This is a genomic window from Nocardiopsis sp. iso_186 (assembly GCF_056173365.1).
Map to the genome: position 1 here is coordinate 4,934,646 of NZ_CM149670.1, position 16,976 is coordinate 4,951,621.

The window sequence follows — 16,976 nt, forward strand, 5'->3', positions numbered from 1 at the left end:
AGGAGAGAACATGTCCCAATCCGAGCGGCTGCGGGGGGAGAACCTGACGCTGGCCTACGACCAGCGGGTCATCTCCGAAGGGTTGGGGATCGCCATCCCGGACAACTCGTTCACCGTCATCGTCGGGCCCAACGCCTGCGGGAAGTCCACGCTGCTGCGCGCGCTGTCGCGGATGCTCAAGCCCTCCACGGGGGCGGTGCACCTGGACGGTCGGGAGATCGGCTCCTACCCCTCCAAGGAGGTCGCACGACGGTTGGGGCTGCTCCCGCAGTCCTCCATCGCCCCCGACGGCATCACCGTCGCCGACCTGGTGGCACGGGGGCGCTATCCGCACCAGAAGTTCCTGAAGCAGTGGTCGCGCTCGGACGAGCTCATCATCACCGAGGCGATGCGCGCCACGCGGGTGGAAGAGCTCGCGGGGCGGATGGTTGACGAACTCTCCGGCGGTCAGCGGCAGCGGGTATGGCTGGCGATGGTCCTGGCGCAGCAGACCCCACTGCTGCTCCTGGACGAGCCGACGACGTTCCTGGACATCGCCCACCAGATGGACGTGCTCGACCTGTGCGCCGAGCTGCACCACGAGCGGGGACACACCCTGGTGGCGGTGCTGCACGACCTCAACCACGCGTGCCGCTACGCCACCCACCTGATCGCGATGAAGGACGGCGCGGTGGTGGCCGAGGGCGATCCCGCGACGGTCGTCACGGCGGAACTCGTCGAAGAGGTCTTCGGCCTGCCGTGTCGGGTGATCGAGGACCCCGAGACCGGGACCCCGCTGATCGTGCCCATCGACCGGCGGGGCACGATCGCCCAGCGCGCCGGACAAAGGGGCACCGGCAGGGAGTCCACGGGGCTGCGTTCACGGGTGTAGCGGTCGCGGGCCGGGAGGCGACGCCTGGAAAACCGTCCCCATGAACGAGGAGGCCCGTTCGGACCGGGCGACGCGGACAGCGCCGACGGCGGACCGACCTTCGTGGCCGCCCCGTCACCACTCGTCCCGACGGGCATCGGGCCGTCGCCCCTGGCTCCGCTCTTCGCCCTCCGGGGCCGATCCGGTGGACGGAACGGGGGCAGCAGTACGGAACCCGCGCCTCCGGCACAATGGGGAGATGGTCATCAGCGGACGCGGATCGCACGAGATCGCCGACAGCGTCGAGAGGTCGATCATCACCGGTGACATGGGGCCCGGTACGGCGCTGCCGCCCATCCGCGACCTCGCCGGCACGCTCCGGGTCAACGCCACCACCGTCGCGACCGCCTACCGGCTCCTGCGCGACCGGGGGCTGGTGGAGACCGCCGGCCGACGCGGCACCCGGGTCCGCGCCCAGCACGCCACCGCCCCCAGGGAGGCGGGACCGCGGCCGGTACGGCCCGGCACGCACGACGCCGCGAGCGGCAACCCCGACCCCCGGCTGCTGCCCGACCTCGGGCCCGCGCTGGCGGCGGTGGCCGCCCGCCGGAGCGGCCGCCACCCCCTCTACGACACCCCGCCGGTGGGGACGGAACTTTTGTCCGTGGCCCGCGAGGTGTTCGGCGCCGACGGCGTTCCCGCCGACGAGGTCACCGTCACCTCCGGGGCACTGGACGCAATCGACCGGCTGCTGCGCTCGGGGGTGCGGCCCGGTGACGCGGTCGCACTGGAGGACCCGGGCTGGCACAGCGAACTGGACCTGGTGGCCTCCCTCGGGTTGAAGCGGCTCGCGGTCGAGGTGGACGACGAGGGAATGCTGCCCGGCGAACTGGCGAAGGTGCTGCGCTCGGGGGCACGCGCGGTCATCGTGACCAACCGGGCGCAGAACCCCGTGGGATCGGTCCTGTCCGCCGAGCGCGCCGCGGCACTCCGGGCGGAACTGGCCGAGCACCAGCAGGTACTGACCATCGAGGACGACCACGGGTTCGGGTTCGTCGCCGAGGCGTTCCACTGCCTGGCGGGGGCGACCAGGCGCTGGGCGGTGGTGCGCACCGCCGCCAAGGGGTACGGCCCCGACCTCCGGTTGGGCCTGGTCGCCGGCGACCCGGTGACGGTGGACCGGATGCGCGCCGGACACCGGTTGGGCCCGGGGTGGGTCAGCCACGTCCTCCAGGAGACGTTCGCGGAACTGTGGCGTTCGCGCGCGGTGGACCCGGTCCGGGTGGACGCGGACTACGCGAAACGGCGCACGGCGCTGATCCGCGCGCTGCGGGAGCACAAAATCCCCGCGTTCGGCCGGTCCGGGGTGAACGTATGGGTCCGGGTACCCGACGAGGCGGTGGCGGTGGCCCGGCTCATGGGCAGCGGCTGGGCGGTGACCCCGGGCAGCAGGTTCCGAACCGACACCGCGCCCGGAATCCGCGTGACCATCTCCAACCTCGACACCGGGGACATGCCCGGGTTGGCCGACGCGGTGGCCGACGCGGTGAACGCCGCCGGGCCCCACGTCTAGCGGTATTGCCCGATCGAGGGAAAGCCCGGGGTTACCCCTCGTTGAGCCGCGGGTATGGGCGCAGCGATCATTTTGACGCCGTATCGGGGGGTAACGGCATGACCGACTATGGACCCGACGTCGGAAACGAACGACACATCAACACGGCGAGGCTGTGGACAGGGGGGCTGGCGACCGCCGTCGTGGCCGCGCTGGTCATCTTCGTCGGCACGCTGATCGTCAGGGGCGTCTTCGACATCCCGATCCTGGCCCAGGAGGAGGTCGGCTCCCTCGGCGATGCCGGGACCGCCGTCTACGCACTGCTGGCAGCCGTGGCAGCTCTCATCGCCACCGGGCTGCTGCACCTGTTGATGCTGAGTGCCCCGCGCCCCCTGAACTTCTTCGGCTGGATCGTGGGCCTGGCGACCGCGGTCGCCGTGGTCACCCCCTTCGCGCAGAACGCGCCACTGGCGAGCGCGGGAGCGACGGCGCTGATCAACCTGGTGACCGGCCTGGTGGTCATGTCACTGCTGACCGGCGTGGGCGCCTCGGTGTGGTCGGCTCGGCGGGTTCAACGGCGTCCCACCCGGGACGACGGCTCGCTGCCCGGCAGCGGCTACACCCCCGGCGTTCCCCGACAGGCCGGCTCCGTCCCGGAGCAGACGGGCGGCGGGCGCCACCGCAAGATCGCTTCGCGCCCGTACCTGCCCCACGACTGACCCCGAACGGTACAGGCGGTGGGGGCGACCGATGCCGCCCCCACCGCCTGTGTCCGGCTGTCGGCGTTCAGGCGTGCCGGCGGGACTGGACGAAGTGGAAGCGGCCCGCGACGAAGGACGGGTCGGTGAGAGAGGCGGTGGCGGCCGGGTTCGCCCCGCTGCCGTGGTAGTCGCTGAACGCGGCGGACTGGTTGACGAAGACCTGGCCGGTGAGGTTGGCCGACAGGTTGACCCCGGCCTCCAGTGCGGCCCGTTCCGCTGCCACCAGCACCTCCTCGTCGGTGGAGTAGACCGCTGCGGTCAGCGCGCCGCGTTCGGTGACGGTCTCACCGAGCAGCCGGAGCGCGTGCGCGGTGTCCTCGGTCGTGATCACGAAGGAGACCGGGCCGAAGTGCTCCCGGCCGTAGACGTCGCCCCGGGCGGCGTCCAGACGCACGACGGCCGGCGTGCGCAGGATCGCGTCGGCGAAGTCGGGGTGCGGGATGCGCTCGGACTTCAGCACCGTCTCACCGAGCCCGTCCGCCGCCTCGACCCTCTCCAGGACGTCGTCGTTGGCGAGCGCTCCCAGGATCCCGGCCGCACGGGCGGGATCGCCCAGCAGTCCCCGCACCGCCTCGGCGAGGTCGGCGGCGAACTGCTCGGGGCTCTTGTGCCCCTCGTCGGTGGCGATGCCACCGGTCGGGACGAAAAGGTTCTGCGGGGTAGTGCACATCTGCCCGCTGTACAGCGACAGGGAGAAGGCCAGATTGGCCAGCATCCCGGCATAGGCGTCGGTCGAATCGACGACGACCGCGTTCACCCCGGCCTTCTCGGTGTTGACGAACGCCTGGGTGGCGTTGGCCTCCAACCAGTCGCCGAACGAGGTGGAACCGGTGAAGTCCACGACCCGCACCTCCGGGCGGACGGCCAGTTCCGCGGCCAACCGCTCATCGGGACGTTCCGCCGCCAGGAGCACGACGTCGGGGTCGAGGCCGGCCTCGACGAGGACCTCGCGGGCCACCGCCACGGTGATGGCGAGCGGCAGCACCGCGCGCGGATGCGGTTTGACGATCACCGGGTTGCCGGTCACCAGGCTGGCGAACAGTCCGGGATAGCTGTTCCAGGTCGGGAAGGTGGTGCAGCCGATGACCAGCGCCACTCCGCGCGGTACGGCGTGAAAACGCTTGTCCATGACGATCGGGGCGCCCTTGCGCTGCGGCTTCTCCCACCGGACCTCGGGCGCGTAGGACGCGATCATGTCGTAGCCGTAGGCCAGCGCTTCCAGACCGCGGTCCTGGGCCTGCGGGCCGCCCGCCTGGAAGGCCATCACGAACGCCTGGCCGCTGGTGTGCTGGACGGCGTGGGCGACCTCGAAGCTGCGTTTGTTGAGGCGGTCCAGGATCTCCAGGCACACACCGGTGCGGGCGCGCACGCCTGCGTCGCGCCAGCCGGGCAGCGTCGCTCGGGATGCCGCCACCAGGGTGTCGGCATCGGCGTGCGGATAGCCCACCCCCAGTTCGATGCCGTAGGGGGAACGCTCGGTGACCACCCGGTCGTCGTCGCCGGCCTGGTCGAGGGGGAAGTCCCGACCGAGGTAGGCGTCGAAGGCCGCCTGCCCCTCGGCAGCGGCGTCGGGGCCATAGACCTTGGGGCTGGGCGACTCCGGGTAGGCGCTCCAGAAGTGCCGGCCGCGAATGGCGTCGACCGCCTGCCGCAGCGTCGTGTGGTGCCGGTCGAAGAACTCCATCGGGTCTGTTGCCACGGATCCGCACTCCAGGTCTGTTGCGCCGGCGGCGCTGCCGCGCTGACTGTCCAGCACCATTACTAACCGACCATTCGTTCAGTTTGCAAGCCCCGCAGCAGCGGCCTCCCGGACCGACGGAGCCGCCGGCGCCCTGACGTGCACCCGCCGGCGCCACCTAGTATTCAGAGCTGTGGCTACTACCTCTGTTCCGGACTCATCCGCCAAGCGCCGCTCGGGCCGTCCCGGCCACGACGCCGAGTCGGTGCTGCGCGTAGCGGTCGCGGTCTTCAACGAACGCGGATACGACGGCACCAGCATGGAGGACCTGGCCCGCGCGCTCGGCGTGACCAAGTCCGCGATCTACCACCACGTCGCCGGCAAGGAGGACCTGCTGCGCCAGTCCCTCGACCGTGCCCTGGACGCCCTGTTCGCCGTGACCGAGGAGCCGGGGGCCACGACCGGGCCGGCCATCGACCGGCTGGAATACGTGCTGCGCGGCAGCGTTCGGGTGCTCGCCGACGAGTTGCCGCACGTCACCCTGCTGCTTCGGGTCCGTGGCAACACCGGGGTCGAGCGGCAGGCGCTGGAGCGCCGACGCGCGTTCGACCGGTTCGTCGGCGAGCTGGTCCGCGAAGGAGTCGGCGAGGGTGACATCAGGCCCGACATCGACCCGGTCCTCGCCAGCAGGTTGCTGTTCGGGACGGTCAACTCCCTGGTCGAGTGGTACCGCCCCGAGCGCGGGCTGACCGCGGACCAACTCGCCGACACGCTGGCGGCGGTGGCCTTCACCGGAATCCGCACCCGCTGACCGACCGGCCCCGATCGACTCTCCGACGGCCCGTGCCCTCCGGTTCCGCGTACCTGTTCCCTACTTGCCCGTACCGGCCCGGAGGCGACGACCAGGGTCGTCCTCCACGGCCGACCACCCCAAACCCCGCGCGCTGACCTGCGCAAACGAATCCCACCCACTGACCGGTGTCCCGGATACCGCCGCAACCGCGAAAAGGCCGGCCCCGTGGGGCCACCGGTTTGGTGGGAAAGGGTGCGCAAGCGGACGGGGCACGGGCAGGGACGGGTCGGCCGGGGTGGAGCGGGTGGCGGTCATCCAGGGCGGTCAAAACGGCGGTTAGTGTGAGTCGGACGCTGCCTGATCATCAAGGGGGGACTGGGCGTGGCTCTGGGCAGGTGGCTTTCGCGGGCCGGGGCAACGCTCGCGACGATATGCGCGGCACCGCTGCTCTGGACTCCCGGTGCCGCGATCCAGCCCGCGCCCAAGGCGCCGTCCGGCCCGGTCGTCCTGGTCGGCGTCCCCGGGCTCTCCTGGCAGGAGATCGCCCCGGACCGGACCCCCAACCTGTGGTCGCTCGCCGAAGACAGCGCGATCGGCGACATGTCCATCCGCACCGTCACCTCGCGCACCTGCCCCGTCAACGGCTGGTTGACCGTCTCCGCCGGTCAACGCGCCTCCAGTGAGCGCCAGACCTACTCCATCTGCGAGCTTCCCGCCCGGCCCGAGATCGACGGGGCGGGCGCGGTGGCGCGGGACTACGCCGACCATGTCTCCTACAACGCCTCCTCCAAATACGCCGCCCAGGTGGGCCTGCTCGGGGACACCGTGCACGCGAACGGTGGAAGGACACTGGCGGTGGGGCCCGGAGCGGTGCTGGCCGCCGCCGACAGCGACGGCCGGGTGGACCACTACCTCGGCGGCGTGCGCAGTCTGAAGAGCGGCGACTGGGACGGCGTGACGCTGGGCGTCGTGGACCTCGACGACCTCGCCTCCCTCTATCTCGAACGCCCCGTCAAACCCGAAGCGGTGGAACCCGACGAAGTCGAGGAAGAGGAGGAACCGGAGCCTTCCCCGGGCTCCGCCGAGGACCGTCAGAACCGTCAGGACCGCTTGGAGTCACTCGACGCCGACATCGCCGCGGTACGGGCGACCCTGCCGCCCGGCGCCACCCTCATGGTGGCCGGGATCTCCGTGGAGGCGGGGACCTCCAGCCTCAACGCGGCACTGCTGCACGGTGTCGGCCCGGCCGGCGAGAACTTCGACCAGGGCTTCCTGACGTCGGAGTTGACCCGGCGGGCCGGGCTGGTGGCCCTGACCGACATCACCACCACGCTCCTGCACACGATGGGCCTGGAGGCCCCACCCGGCATGGTCGGACGCGCGTGGCACGAGCTGCCCAGACCGCCCGACACCGCCGAAGCGGTCAACGAACTGGTGGAGTTCACCACCGCGGCCGAGGTCGTGGAATCGCTCACCGCCGGGTTCTTCAGCGGCCTGGTGGCCCTCCAGCTCCTGATCTATCTGGCCGCGGCCCTGGCCCTCAAGCACTACAGCGACCGGGACCGCTCCAAACGCCATCTGGTGCTGTCAACGACCCGCGTGGTGGCCCTGGCCGGGGCCGCTTTCCCGGTGTCCAGCTACCTTGCCAACCTCATCCCTTGGTGGTCGGCTCCCGTTCCACACCTGACCCTGTTGGGCAGCGTGCTCCTGGCCGACGCCGTGGTGGTCGCGCTCGCGCTCGCTGGGCCGTGGCGGCGACACATCCTGGGGCCGATCACGGTCGTGGCGGGGATCACCACCCTGGTGCTGTTCGTCAACCTGTGCACCGGGGCGAACCTACAGATGAACTCGCCGACGGGCTACACGCCGATCGTCGCCGGCCGGTTCTACGGTCTGGGCAACATCGCGTTCGCGACGTTCGCCACCGGAATGCTCATGACGATCGCCGGACTGGCCCACCCGCTGCTGGCCAAGGGACGGCGCGGATGGGCGGTGGCGATGGCCCTGGCCATCGGCACCGCCACGCTCTTCGTGATCGGCTGGCCGGGGCTGGGCACCGACTTCGGCGGGGTCCTGGCGATCGTCCCCGGTCTGGCCGTCACGGTACTGATGCTGGCAGGGCTGCGGGTGACGCTGGTGCGGATGACCGTGATCAGCGGCGCCGCCGTCGCGGTGATCGGCGCGCTGGCCTACCTCGACTACCTGCGGCCGCCCAACGAGCGCAGCCACTTCGGGCTGTTCGCCGGGCAGGTCCTGGAGGGTGAGGCGTGGACGGTGGTCGCGCGCAAACTGGGCGCGATGCTGGGGTCCCTGGGCAACTGGCAGCTGACCCTGCTGTCGGCCTGCGCCCTGCTGTTCCTGTTCGTCGTCCTCAACAAGCCGACGAACTGGCGCATGGGTGTGCTGCAACAGGTGTACGACTACGCCCCGACCCTGCGGGCGGGGCTCACCGGCTCCCTGGTGACCGCCCTGGCCGGGTTCGCGCTGAACGACTCCGGGATCGCGATCCCGGCGCTGGCGCTGACCGTGGCGGTGCCGCTGACCTTGGCCGCCTGTACCTGGGTCCTGCAACGCGAAGGGCCGACCCGTGAGCCGGCGGGGAGCAGCGGGCCCGGCGGTTCGACCGCATCGCGCGTACTCGGGGTCGGCTGACTGCTTTTCCCGGCCCCACGCGTGAACCGGACGGGTCTCCGGCGTGTCCTAGAGTGCGGTAGGCAGCCGAGAGGGAGATGAAAAGCAGATGGAAGCGACCTCGTTCGCCGAAGTGTGGCAGGACGTGTTCTCCGTCCAGCCCGACCCGCCCCAATGGCTGATCATCGCCACCGGCGTGATCGCACTGTCCGTTGTGCTGGTGCGCGGCCCCTGGCGGGTCGCCCGCAACGTGGTGACGATCGCGCACGAGGGCGGGCACGCGCTGGTCGCGCTGCTCAGCGGGCGACAGTTGACCGGGGTGCGACTCCACTCCGATACCTCGGGGGTGACCGTCTCCCGGGGGCGGCCCGACGGCATCGGCATGATCATGACGATTCTGGCCGGGTACACCGCGCCCTCGGTGGTCGGGCTGGCCGGGATCGTGCTGTTGACCGGCGGACGGATCACCGCACTGCTGTGGATCAGCATCCTGCTGCTGGCCGCCATGCTGCTGCTCATCCGCAACGTCTACGGCGTGGTCTCGGTGGTGGGAACCGGGGCGGTGGTGTTCCTGATCTCGTGGTTCACCCCGGCCGAGGTACAGAGCGTGTGTGCCTACCTGTTCACCTGGTTCATGCTGTTCGCGAGTGTGCGACCGGTGTTCGAGCTCCAGGCGCAGCGCAGGCGCCAGCCCTCGCCCCACTCCGACGCCGACCAACTCGACCGGCTGACCGGCGTTCCGGGAACGGCGTGGGTGCTGTTCTTCGGCGTCTTCAACCTCGCCGTGGTGGCGCTGGGGGTCTGGCTGCTGATGTTCGCCGGGTAGGACGCGGTTCCGGGCCGTCGGCACCGACCAGCCGCCGGCCCGCACCCTTCTACGGGCCGCTCTACGGGCCGCGCGGCGGGATTCAGCTCTGCCGGCTACTGCTCTCCAGGGGCGCCGACAGTGCGTCGTCGGCCGTCGGGTGGACGGGGATCCGCGTGTCGATGGCGGTCACCCGCAGGATCTGGGCGATGCGCTCGGAGGGTGCGGCCACGAAGAGTCGGCTACCGTGCTCCTTGCCCGCCTTGTGGCACTGGATGAGTACCCGCAGGCCACTGGAGTCGATGAAGGTGAGCTGGGCACAGTCCAGCACCACGCGACTGTTGGGGCTGTCCACCGCAGCCTGGAGGACGGTCGCACGGAAATCGTCTTCAGTGGCGATGTCGATCTCCCCGGCGAGCGCGATGACGATGCCGTCATCGTGGTGACGGGTGGTGATCTGCAACGCGGGCATGCTTGCTCCGGAAGGATACGCCGACACGGTCGCCCTGCCGGGCGGCGTGGTGGCACGGACCTGCCATCGGGCGGAATACTCGTTGTGGTCTTCGCTCAACGCGTTGCCGGGCGCGCTGGCACGGTCGGAGGACTGAGTCATATGTGTGCTACCCCTCATGTCAACAATGAGGATTTGTCAGACATATGCGAATTCTTCGCCTGTGGACCGGAGACAACCGACCGAGACGCGGGCTGCGGGTCGCGCCCGGATGGAACGAATGGGTATTTGGGACGATTCGTGCGACGGCTTGAGGTGCGCGCAGACTGATTCCCAAGATACTAAAAAGGCATCCGTGCCCGGACACTACCACACCGTCGAACACGTGGCCCACGTCTGCGCCTCGGCGTTTCCCGGGACGGAGACGAAAGGGCGGGCGGCAGGCCCGAAATGAAGTCCTCCACGATCGTCCCCCAGGGGGCTTCGGCGGGATGCGGTCGAAAACAACAGTACCAAGCGGTTGCTTGATCGAGCCTGGCGCTCAGTGTTATCGATTGCCCCGAAAAACTCGGCCGAAACCGTGGGGCCCGAAAACGATCCGGGCCCCGCCACGGTCCGATGTCAGTCGGCGCGAACGACTGCCGATCCGGTACCCGTCTCCACCCGGATCGAGGCGTCCCCCCGTCCCCCCGGCCGCACCCGGATGTCCCGGTCGCCGAGGCCCGTCTCGCCGGTCACCCGGTACGGCGCGTCCGGAACACGGACGTCAACGTCCCCCACGTCCGACTGTGCCTTCAGGCTGCGGAACTCCTCGTCGGTCCAGACCGTCACCTCCCCGACACCGGTTGACGCCTCGGCCTTCTCGAATCCCGTGCCGAGCAGAACGTCACCGACGTCGGACTCTCCTTCGACCTCGGCGGCCCGGAACGACCGAAGGTCCACGTCACCGACATCGGACTCGGCCTTGGCGGTGGCCCCCTCGCCCGCGGCGCTGATGTCCCCCGCCCCCGACTCCAGGTCGATCGACCCCCTGACCTGAGACAACGCGATGTCGCCGCTGCCGGTGTCCACCGTGACGTCCCCGACGACCCCGGTGACGTTGACCCGGCCCCGGTCGGTACTGATGTCCAGATCGGTCCCCTCGGGCACCCCGATCACGTAGTTGACCTCGCAGGTACTGAACAGGGGGAACCGCCAACAGGAGACATTCAGCTCCAGCTTCTCGTCGTCCTGCTCGACGGATTCGAAGGAACCGGAGCCCTGCGCACCGACCAGGGCGCGCTGGACGGTGATCCGATCGCCCCCCGTCTGGCTGACGGAGACGGCCGCCACGACGTCGGCGTCGATTCGCAGCAGCGCGGAAGCCGGGTAGCTGTCCTCTCTCGTCTCACTCGTGAAGGAGACCCCATTGAGCATGTTCAACAGCCCGAACACCAGCGCGATCAGACCGATCACCGCCCCCAGGGCGAGCCAACCGAGCCGCTGCCGGCGCGGAACCTTGCTCGACGAGACGTACAGGCCCCGCCCGTTGAACGTCATTGTGGCTTCCTCTCCTTCGGAGAACGATTGCAGGTGTCAGCCGCCGGCCGCGTTGGCCCGCAGGTACTGCAGGACCGCGAGCACCCGGCGGTGGTCGTGGTCGTCCTGGACGAGGTCCAGCTTGGTGAAGATGGCGCGGATGTGCTTCTCGACCGCACGTTCGGTGACGAAGAGCCGGGCGGCGATCCCCGCGTTGTTGAGCCCTTCCGCCATCGCTCCCAACACCTCCGACTCACGCGGACTCAGCCTGTCCAACGCGGTGTCGGTGTTGCGGCTGAGCAGCTGCGACACCACCTCCGGATCGATCGCCGCGCCACCGTCGGCGATACGGCGGAGCGTGACCAGGAACTCGTCGATATCGGCGATGCGGTCCTTGAGCAGATAGCCGACCCTGGTCGCGCCGCCGCCCAGCAGTTCGGCGGCATAGGTGCCGACGACGTGCTGGGACAGCAGCAGGACCGCCACGTGCGGGTACTGGGCACGGATGCGGATCGCCGCGTGCATGCCCTCCTCGGAGAACGTGGGCGGCATGCGGATGTCCACCAGGCACAGGTCCACGTCGTGCTCGGCGACCGCGACCAACAGGGCCTGGGCATCGCCGACCTCGGCGACGATCTCGATCCCTTCGTCCTTTAGGAGTTTCACCATTCCGCTGCGCAGCAGTACGGAGTCCTCCGCGATGATCACGCGCACGGTCATGCCTCCCAGGGGATGTCGGCGGTGAGCACGGTGCCCCCACCGGTCGGACTGTGCACGGCCAGGTGGCCGTCCACCGCGTGGACCCGGTCCCACAGCCCGTACAGGCCGGTCCCGACCTCGGGGTCGGCTCCGCCGATGCCGTCGTTGACAACGGTGAGCCGCAACAGGTCGCCCTTGCGCTGGACGATCCGAACGGCGCGGACCGTGACCGTGCGCGCCGCGGCGTGCTTGGCGATGTTGGTCAACGCCTCGCAGGCCGCGTAGTAGGCGATGCCTTCGGCCCGCTGCGAGGGGCGCCCGCCGAGATCGGCGTTGACCCGGACCGGCACCGGGCAGCGCCCCGCCGCCACCGGGAGCGCGGCCTCCAGCCCGTGGTCGGTGAGGACTCGGGGATGCAGACCCCGGGCGACCTCGCGCAGTTCCGCCATCACCTCCCGGGCCTCGGCCTGGGCCTCGGCGAGAAGGGCGCGGGCCGTCTCCGGGTCCCGGTCGAACTTGGCGCGGGCCCGGGTGAGCGTCATGGTGACCGCGAGCAGCCGCTGCTGGGCACCGTCGTGCAGGTCGCGCTCGATCCGGCGACGCTCGGCCTCGGCTGCGTTGACCATGCGCGAGCGGCTGTCGCTCAGTTCGCGCATGCGCCGCTCGATCCGTACCTGGGACGAGTCGAAGAGCATCCGCCGGGCGATTCCGACGTCGGCGCGCACCAACCAGGGCGCGACCCACAGGCCGGCCAGGACGCTCACCGGCCCCAGCAAAATGGCGACGGCGGCCAGGAAGGCCAGGTCGGCGCTGTCGAGGAGTTCGGTGAGACCGCCGTCCGCCAGCGCGAGCACCACACCGAGGAGCCCGCCGATCACCGACCCCAGGCCGTAGGCGACCAGAGCCATGGCCAGGGCCCCCGACGCCAGACCGACGATTCCCGCTGTGGTGCTGTAGAGAACGGCGCTCCAGGCGTCGCGGCCGAAGAGATAGCGCAGGACACGCACCGGGAGTCCTCCGCGCGCACCCGGCGCGAGCGGTACGGCCTCCACCACCCCGAACACGGCCTCCAGCCGGGAACGCTGGACCCAGCAGGCGAGTCGGGCCAACAGGGTGACCAGCGGAAGGGGGACGATCCCCGAGGCCACGATGGTGGAGGGCAGCCGCTCCTGGGCTTCGGGGTCGCCGGCGAGCACCGACAGGACTTCGTTGGTGAGCTCGTTGACGCCGATCAGCAGGAGTGCACCGGGGGCGAGGTAGAGCAGCGCGAGCACCAACGAGGTGAGCAGGTGCAGCACCGCGACCAGCCGCTCGACCCACGGCCGCCGTGCCGGAGCAGACGCCTCGGCATCACCGATCGCTGCTGGCACCGACGGTCACTCCCTCCGGGTCGTATCACGGTGCTCCCAACGGTAGGCCGGATGTGGACAACCCTGCGATGACGACACCACACCGCCGCCCGGTGGTGTCAGCACCACCGAAGACGTTCCGGCGCTACCCTCCCGGTTGGAGCTTTCGCCAGATTTCTCTCGTTCTTACTAGGCAAAAATGACTATCTTCATGGCATATGCGAGGGGTAGATTCACGTGGTGTCGATTGTGCGAATAGGAGAAGCCGCCGAGCTGATCGGGGTCAGCCCCGACACGGTCCGCCGCTGGGTGGACTCGGGGCGCTTGACGGCACGACGCGACGAGCACGGCCACCGGCTGATCGAGGGAGCCGACCTGGCCGCGTTCATGCGCGACAACGCCGACGCCGACCCCGCCCTCTCGGCGATGTCGGCGCGCAACCGGTTCCGCGGTCTGGTCACCCACGTGGTCCGCGACGAGGTCATGGCGCAGGTGGAGATCCAGGCCGGCCCGCACCGCGTGGTCTCGCTGATGAGCCGGGAGGCCGCCGACGCACTGGGCCTGGAGGTGGGATCGCAGGCGACCGCGATCGTGAAATCGACCAGCGTCATCGTGGAGACAGGATCAGCACCGGGAGCCAGACATGCCTAGACCCCTCTTCCATCGCGTCGCCGTACTGCTGGCCGTCCCCGGCCTGCTCGGCACCGCGGCCTGTGCACCCGTGGAGGACACCACGGACGGCTCGGCCGGGCCCGAGCAGCCGGAGACGACCCTCACGGTCTTCGCCGCGGCCTCGCTGACCGAGTCCTTCGAACAGCTGGCCACCGGTTTCGAGCAGGCAAATCCCCACGTGAGCGTCGAGTTCAACTTCGCCGGCAGTTCCGACCTGGCGGCCCAGATCGGCGAGGGCGCGCCGGCCGACGTGTTCGCCTCGGCCAACACCGCCACCATGGATCTCGTCGTGGACGAGGCGGGCGTGGCCGGCGAGCCGGAGACCTTCGCGCAGAACGTTTTGGAGATCGCGGTGCCGGCGGACAACCCGGCGGGCATCGAAGGGTTCGACGACCTCGCCGACGACGGCGTCAAGGTCGCGCTGTGCGCGGAGGAGGTGCCCTGCGGCGCGGCCTCGGACACGGTCATGACGGCGACCGGTGTGCGGATCGAGCCGGTGACCCGGGAGAAGGACGTCAAGGCGGCACTCACCAAGGTCCAGCTGGGCGAGGTGGACGCCGCACTGGTCTACCGCACCGACGTGATCGCCGCGGGCGGGACGGTTCAAGGGATCGGGTTCCCCGAGACCGAGCAGGCCGTCAACGACTACCCGATCGCGGTCCTGGCCGACGCGCCGAACGCGGGACCGGCCGCCGACTGGGTGGCGCTGGTGACGTCCGACGAGGGCGCCTCGGTCCTGGCCGACGCCGGCTTCCGCACCCCGTAACCGCTCCCGGAGCTGGACGACGATTGAGCACGCAGACCTCCGCGCGACGGCGCGAACGCCCCATCAGGGTCGCCTCCGGGCGGTTCCCCTGGCTCCTCGTGGTGCCCGCGCTGCTCGGGTTCGCCTTCCTCCTCCTGCCCTTCCTCGGGCTGCTGCTGCGTGCGCCGTGGCCCACCCTCGGCACCCGGCTGCTCATGCCGGAGGTACTGGGCGCGCTCCGGCTGTCGCTGACCACCGCCACGGTCGCCACCCTGGTCTCCCTCGTCCTGGGGGTCCCCCTGGCCTGGCTGCTGGCGCGCACCGAGTTCCCGGGGCGCCGCGTGGTGCGGGCGCTGGTCACCGTCCCGCTGGTGATCCCGCCGATCGTGGGAGGAGTGGCGCTGCTGCTGGTGTTGGGACGCAACGGCGTGCTCGGCCAGTACATCTACGCCTGGACGGGGTACTCGCTGCCGTTCACGACTGCGGCGGTCGTGGTCGCACAGGTCTTCGTGGCGATGCCCTTCCTGGTGATCAGCGTCGAGGGTGCGCTGCGCGGCGCGGACCGGCGCTATGAGGACGCGGCCGCGACACTGGGTGCCAGCAGGTCCACCATCTTTCGCCGCGTGACGCTGCCGATGGTCGCCCCCGGCGTGCTCGCGGGCGCGGTGCTGTGCTGGTCCCGGGCACTGGGCGAGTTCGGGGCGACCGTCATGTTCGCCGGGAACTTCCCCGGCCGCACCCAGACCATGCCACTGGCCGTCTACCTGGCGATGCAGCAGAGCCCGGACGCCGCGATCGTGTTGAGCCTCGTCCTGCTGGCGGTCTCCCTGGTCATTCTGATCTGCCTGCGCGACCGGTGGGTGAGTGCACCGTGACCCCGACCCACCCGGCACTGGACGCGCGTCTGGTGGTCCGCCGCCCCTCCTTCGCCCTGGACGTCCACCTCCGGGTCGCACCGGGCGAGGTCCTGGCACTGCTGGGCCCCAACGGGGCCGGCAAGTTGACGGTCCTGCGCGCGCTCGCCGGACTGGCCCCGATGGTGGACGGGCACGTCCGTGTTGACGGACTCGACCTCACGGCCGTACCGACCGAGCGGCGCCCCATCGGCATGGTCTTCCAGGACTACCTGCTGTTCGACCACATGAGCGCGCTGGAGAACGTGGCCTTCGGGCCGCGCTGCCAAGGCGTTCCCAAGACGGAGGCGCGAACGCGGGCGGCGCGGCTGCTGGACCGGGTCGGGCTCGCCGACCACGCAGGCGCGCGACCGCGGTCGCTGTCGGGCGGGCAGGCGCAACGGGTGGCGCTGGCCCGCGCGCTGGCGACACGGCCCCGGCTGCTCCTGTTGGACGAGCCGCTGGCCGCCCTGGACGCGCACACGCGCTTCTCGGTCCGTTCGCATCTGCAACGGCACCTCGCAGACTTCGGCGGTGCGACCGTCATCGTCACCCACGACCCGCTGGACGCCATGGTCCTGGCCGACCGGGTGATGGTCGTCGAGGACGGTGCACTGGTGCAGCAGGGATCGCCGGTGGACGTCGCGCGCCGGCCGCGCACCGGTTACGTGGCCCGACTGGTCGGACTGAACCTCTACCGGGGCCGGGCCGACGGCACCCGGGTCACGGTGACCGGCACGTCAGGAGCACCGGTCGCCGTGACCGTCGCGGGCACTCACTCGGGGGAGGTCTTCACCGCGTTCACGCCGCGCTCCGTCGCGCTGTACCGCACCCGCCCCGACGGCAGCCCCCGCAACGCCTGGCGACTCGCAGTGGACGGGATCGAGCGGTTCGGCGACCAGGTTCGCGTCCACCTCACCGGCGAGGTCAACCTGAGCGCCGACATCACCCCGGCGGGTCTGGCAGAACTCGCGCTGGCGCCGGGCGACCTGGTCTGGGCGAGTGTGAAGGCAACCGAGGTGGCGTGCTATCCCGCCTGACCCGTGTCCGGGCGTCCCGTAGTCGGCGGGGAACAGCCGCGGACCGCGACAGGGAAAACGGGGCCACGACGGGAAAGGTCAGGACTCCAGAAGCTTTTTGAGGCGGGGAAGGGTCTCCTCGATCCCGCGGGCGTTGCGCGCGGGGTAGCCCAGCAACTGGTAGACGAAAGAGCCCGCGTAGGAGTAGTCGAAGGTCTCGGTGACCTTCGTGGTGTGCTCGTCCAGCGGCTCCAGCACCCAGCGCCACCGGTGGGGGCCCTTGTGCCGCCAGGCGATCAGCCGGTTCTCCTCGAACTCCACCACCTCGTTGGTGATGCGGTAGGGCAGACCGAGCCGCATGTCCATTCCGAACCGCGACCCCAACCCCAATCGCCCGGGCCCCTCGATCGCCCCCTGGACGCTGCCGGAACCGTCCATCTCGGGATGGCGGCGCGGGTCGGCGAGAATGTCGAAGATCTTCGGGGCCGGGGCCGCGATGACGATGGTGCGGGAGACGCGATGCTTTGCCATGGCCGTCACCCTACCCAGCGTCCGGGCGG

16 protein-coding genes are annotated in these 16,976 nt (G+C 70.4%); 10 read left to right on the forward strand and 6 right to left on the reverse strand.

The window, feature by feature from the left end:
• The first annotated feature begins 10 nt into the window (after positions 1-10).
• The 3 genes from AC0VYP_RS21375 (at position 11) to AC0VYP_RS21385 (ending at position 3,121) form a co-directional block, all read left to right on the forward strand.
• Positions 11-871 (forward strand): ABC transporter ATP-binding protein, encoded by an 861-nt coding sequence (locus tag AC0VYP_RS21375; protein WP_285758663.1) that lies wholly within the window; start codon positions 11-13, stop codon positions 869-871.
• 238 nt (positions 872-1,109) lie between these two features.
• Entirely contained in the window at positions 1,110-2,423 is a 1,314-nt protein-coding gene (locus AC0VYP_RS21380) for an aminotransferase class I/II-fold pyridoxal phosphate-dependent enzyme (protein WP_285758662.1), read from the forward strand.
• 98 nt (positions 2,424-2,521) lie between these two features.
• Positions 2,522-3,121 carry a DUF6069 family protein gene (locus AC0VYP_RS21385; protein ID WP_285758660.1) on the forward strand — a complete coding sequence of 200 codons (600 nt, stop codon included), beginning with the start codon at positions 2,522-2,524 and terminating at the stop codon, positions 3,119-3,121.
• A gap of 67 nt (positions 3,122-3,188) precedes the next feature.
• Here the strand turns inward: AC0VYP_RS21385 and paaN are convergent, their stop codons facing one another.
• Positions 3,189-4,847 (reverse strand): phenylacetic acid degradation protein PaaN, encoded by a 1,659-nt coding sequence (paaN, locus tag AC0VYP_RS21390; protein ID WP_285758797.1) that lies wholly within the window; start codon positions 4,845-4,847, stop codon positions 3,189-3,191.
• Positions 4,848-5,034: 187 nt separating this feature from the next.
• Here paaN and AC0VYP_RS21395 point away from each other — a divergent pair, with 187 nt between their 5' ends.
• The 3 genes from AC0VYP_RS21395 (at position 5,035) to AC0VYP_RS21405 (ending at position 9,091) form a co-directional block, all read left to right on the forward strand.
• Positions 5,035-5,652, forward strand: coding sequence for a TetR/AcrR family transcriptional regulator (locus AC0VYP_RS21395; protein WP_475471512.1), 618 nt, complete (start codon positions 5,035-5,037; stop codon positions 5,650-5,652).
• Positions 5,653-6,015: 363 nt separating this feature from the next.
• On the forward strand, positions 6,016-8,286 hold the full coding sequence (locus tag AC0VYP_RS21400; RefSeq protein ID WP_475471513.1) for a hypothetical protein: 2,271 nt from the start codon (positions 6,016-6,018) through the stop codon (positions 8,284-8,286).
• Positions 8,287-8,374: 88 nt separating this feature from the next.
• Entirely contained in the window at positions 8,375-9,091 is a 717-nt protein-coding gene (locus tag AC0VYP_RS21405; protein WP_285758659.1) for a M50 family metallopeptidase, read from the forward strand.
• Between the two features lie 82 nt (positions 9,092-9,173).
• On the opposite strand, the gene AC0VYP_RS21410 is transcribed toward AC0VYP_RS21405, so the two are convergent.
• From AC0VYP_RS21410 to AC0VYP_RS21425, 4 genes are all read right to left on the reverse strand, one after another.
• Positions 9,174-9,683 carry an STAS domain-containing protein gene (locus AC0VYP_RS21410; RefSeq protein WP_349497195.1) on the reverse strand — a complete coding sequence of 170 codons (510 nt, stop codon included), beginning with the start codon at positions 9,681-9,683 and terminating at the stop codon, positions 9,174-9,176.
• Between the two features lie 459 nt (positions 9,684-10,142).
• The gene (locus tag AC0VYP_RS21415; protein WP_475471515.1) at positions 10,143-11,060 is read right to left on the reverse strand and encodes a DUF4097 family beta strand repeat-containing protein; all 918 of its coding nucleotides are present in this window, start codon (positions 11,058-11,060) and stop codon (positions 10,143-10,145) included.
• Positions 11,061-11,096: 36 nt separating this feature from the next.
• Entirely contained in the window at positions 11,097-11,753 is a 657-nt protein-coding gene (locus tag AC0VYP_RS21420) for a response regulator transcription factor (protein WP_285758792.1), read from the reverse strand.
• A gap of 2 nt (positions 11,754-11,755) precedes the next feature.
• Positions 11,756-13,108, reverse strand: a complete 1,353-nt coding sequence (locus AC0VYP_RS21425) for a sensor histidine kinase (protein WP_475471517.1) — start codon at positions 13,106-13,108, stop codon at positions 11,756-11,758.
• A gap of 219 nt (positions 13,109-13,327) precedes the next feature.
• Here AC0VYP_RS21425 and AC0VYP_RS21430 point away from each other — a divergent pair, with 219 nt between their 5' ends.
• The 4 genes from AC0VYP_RS21430 to AC0VYP_RS21445 are packed head-to-tail and all read left to right on the forward strand — an operon-like array spanning position 13,328 to position 16,437.
• A complete protein-coding gene (locus AC0VYP_RS21430) occupies positions 13,328-13,738 on the forward strand; it encodes a TOBE domain-containing protein (protein ID WP_285758654.1) in 411 nt (136 codons plus the stop codon).
• Positions 13,731-14,525, forward strand: a complete 795-nt coding sequence (modA, locus tag AC0VYP_RS21435; RefSeq protein WP_285758653.1) for a molybdate ABC transporter substrate-binding protein — start codon at positions 13,731-13,733, stop codon at positions 14,523-14,525. Before AC0VYP_RS21430 ends, modA begins: the two co-directional genes overlap by 8 nt.
• 23 nt (positions 14,526-14,548) lie before the next feature.
• Positions 14,549-15,379 (forward strand): ABC transporter permease, encoded by an 831-nt coding sequence (locus AC0VYP_RS21440; protein WP_285758652.1) that lies wholly within the window; start codon positions 14,549-14,551, stop codon positions 15,377-15,379.
• On the forward strand, positions 15,376-16,437 hold the full coding sequence (locus tag AC0VYP_RS21445; protein WP_475471520.1) for an ABC transporter ATP-binding protein: 1,062 nt from the start codon (positions 15,376-15,378) through the stop codon (positions 16,435-16,437). The genes AC0VYP_RS21440 and AC0VYP_RS21445 overlap by 4 nt, the downstream gene beginning before the upstream one ends.
• 78 nt (positions 16,438-16,515) lie before the next feature.
• On the opposite strand, the gene AC0VYP_RS21450 is transcribed toward AC0VYP_RS21445, so the two are convergent.
• Complete coding sequence (locus AC0VYP_RS21450; protein ID WP_285758650.1) at positions 16,516-16,947, reverse strand: SRPBCC family protein; 432 nt, start codon at positions 16,945-16,947, stop codon at positions 16,516-16,518.
• Between the last annotated feature and the right edge of the window lie 29 nt (positions 16,948-16,976).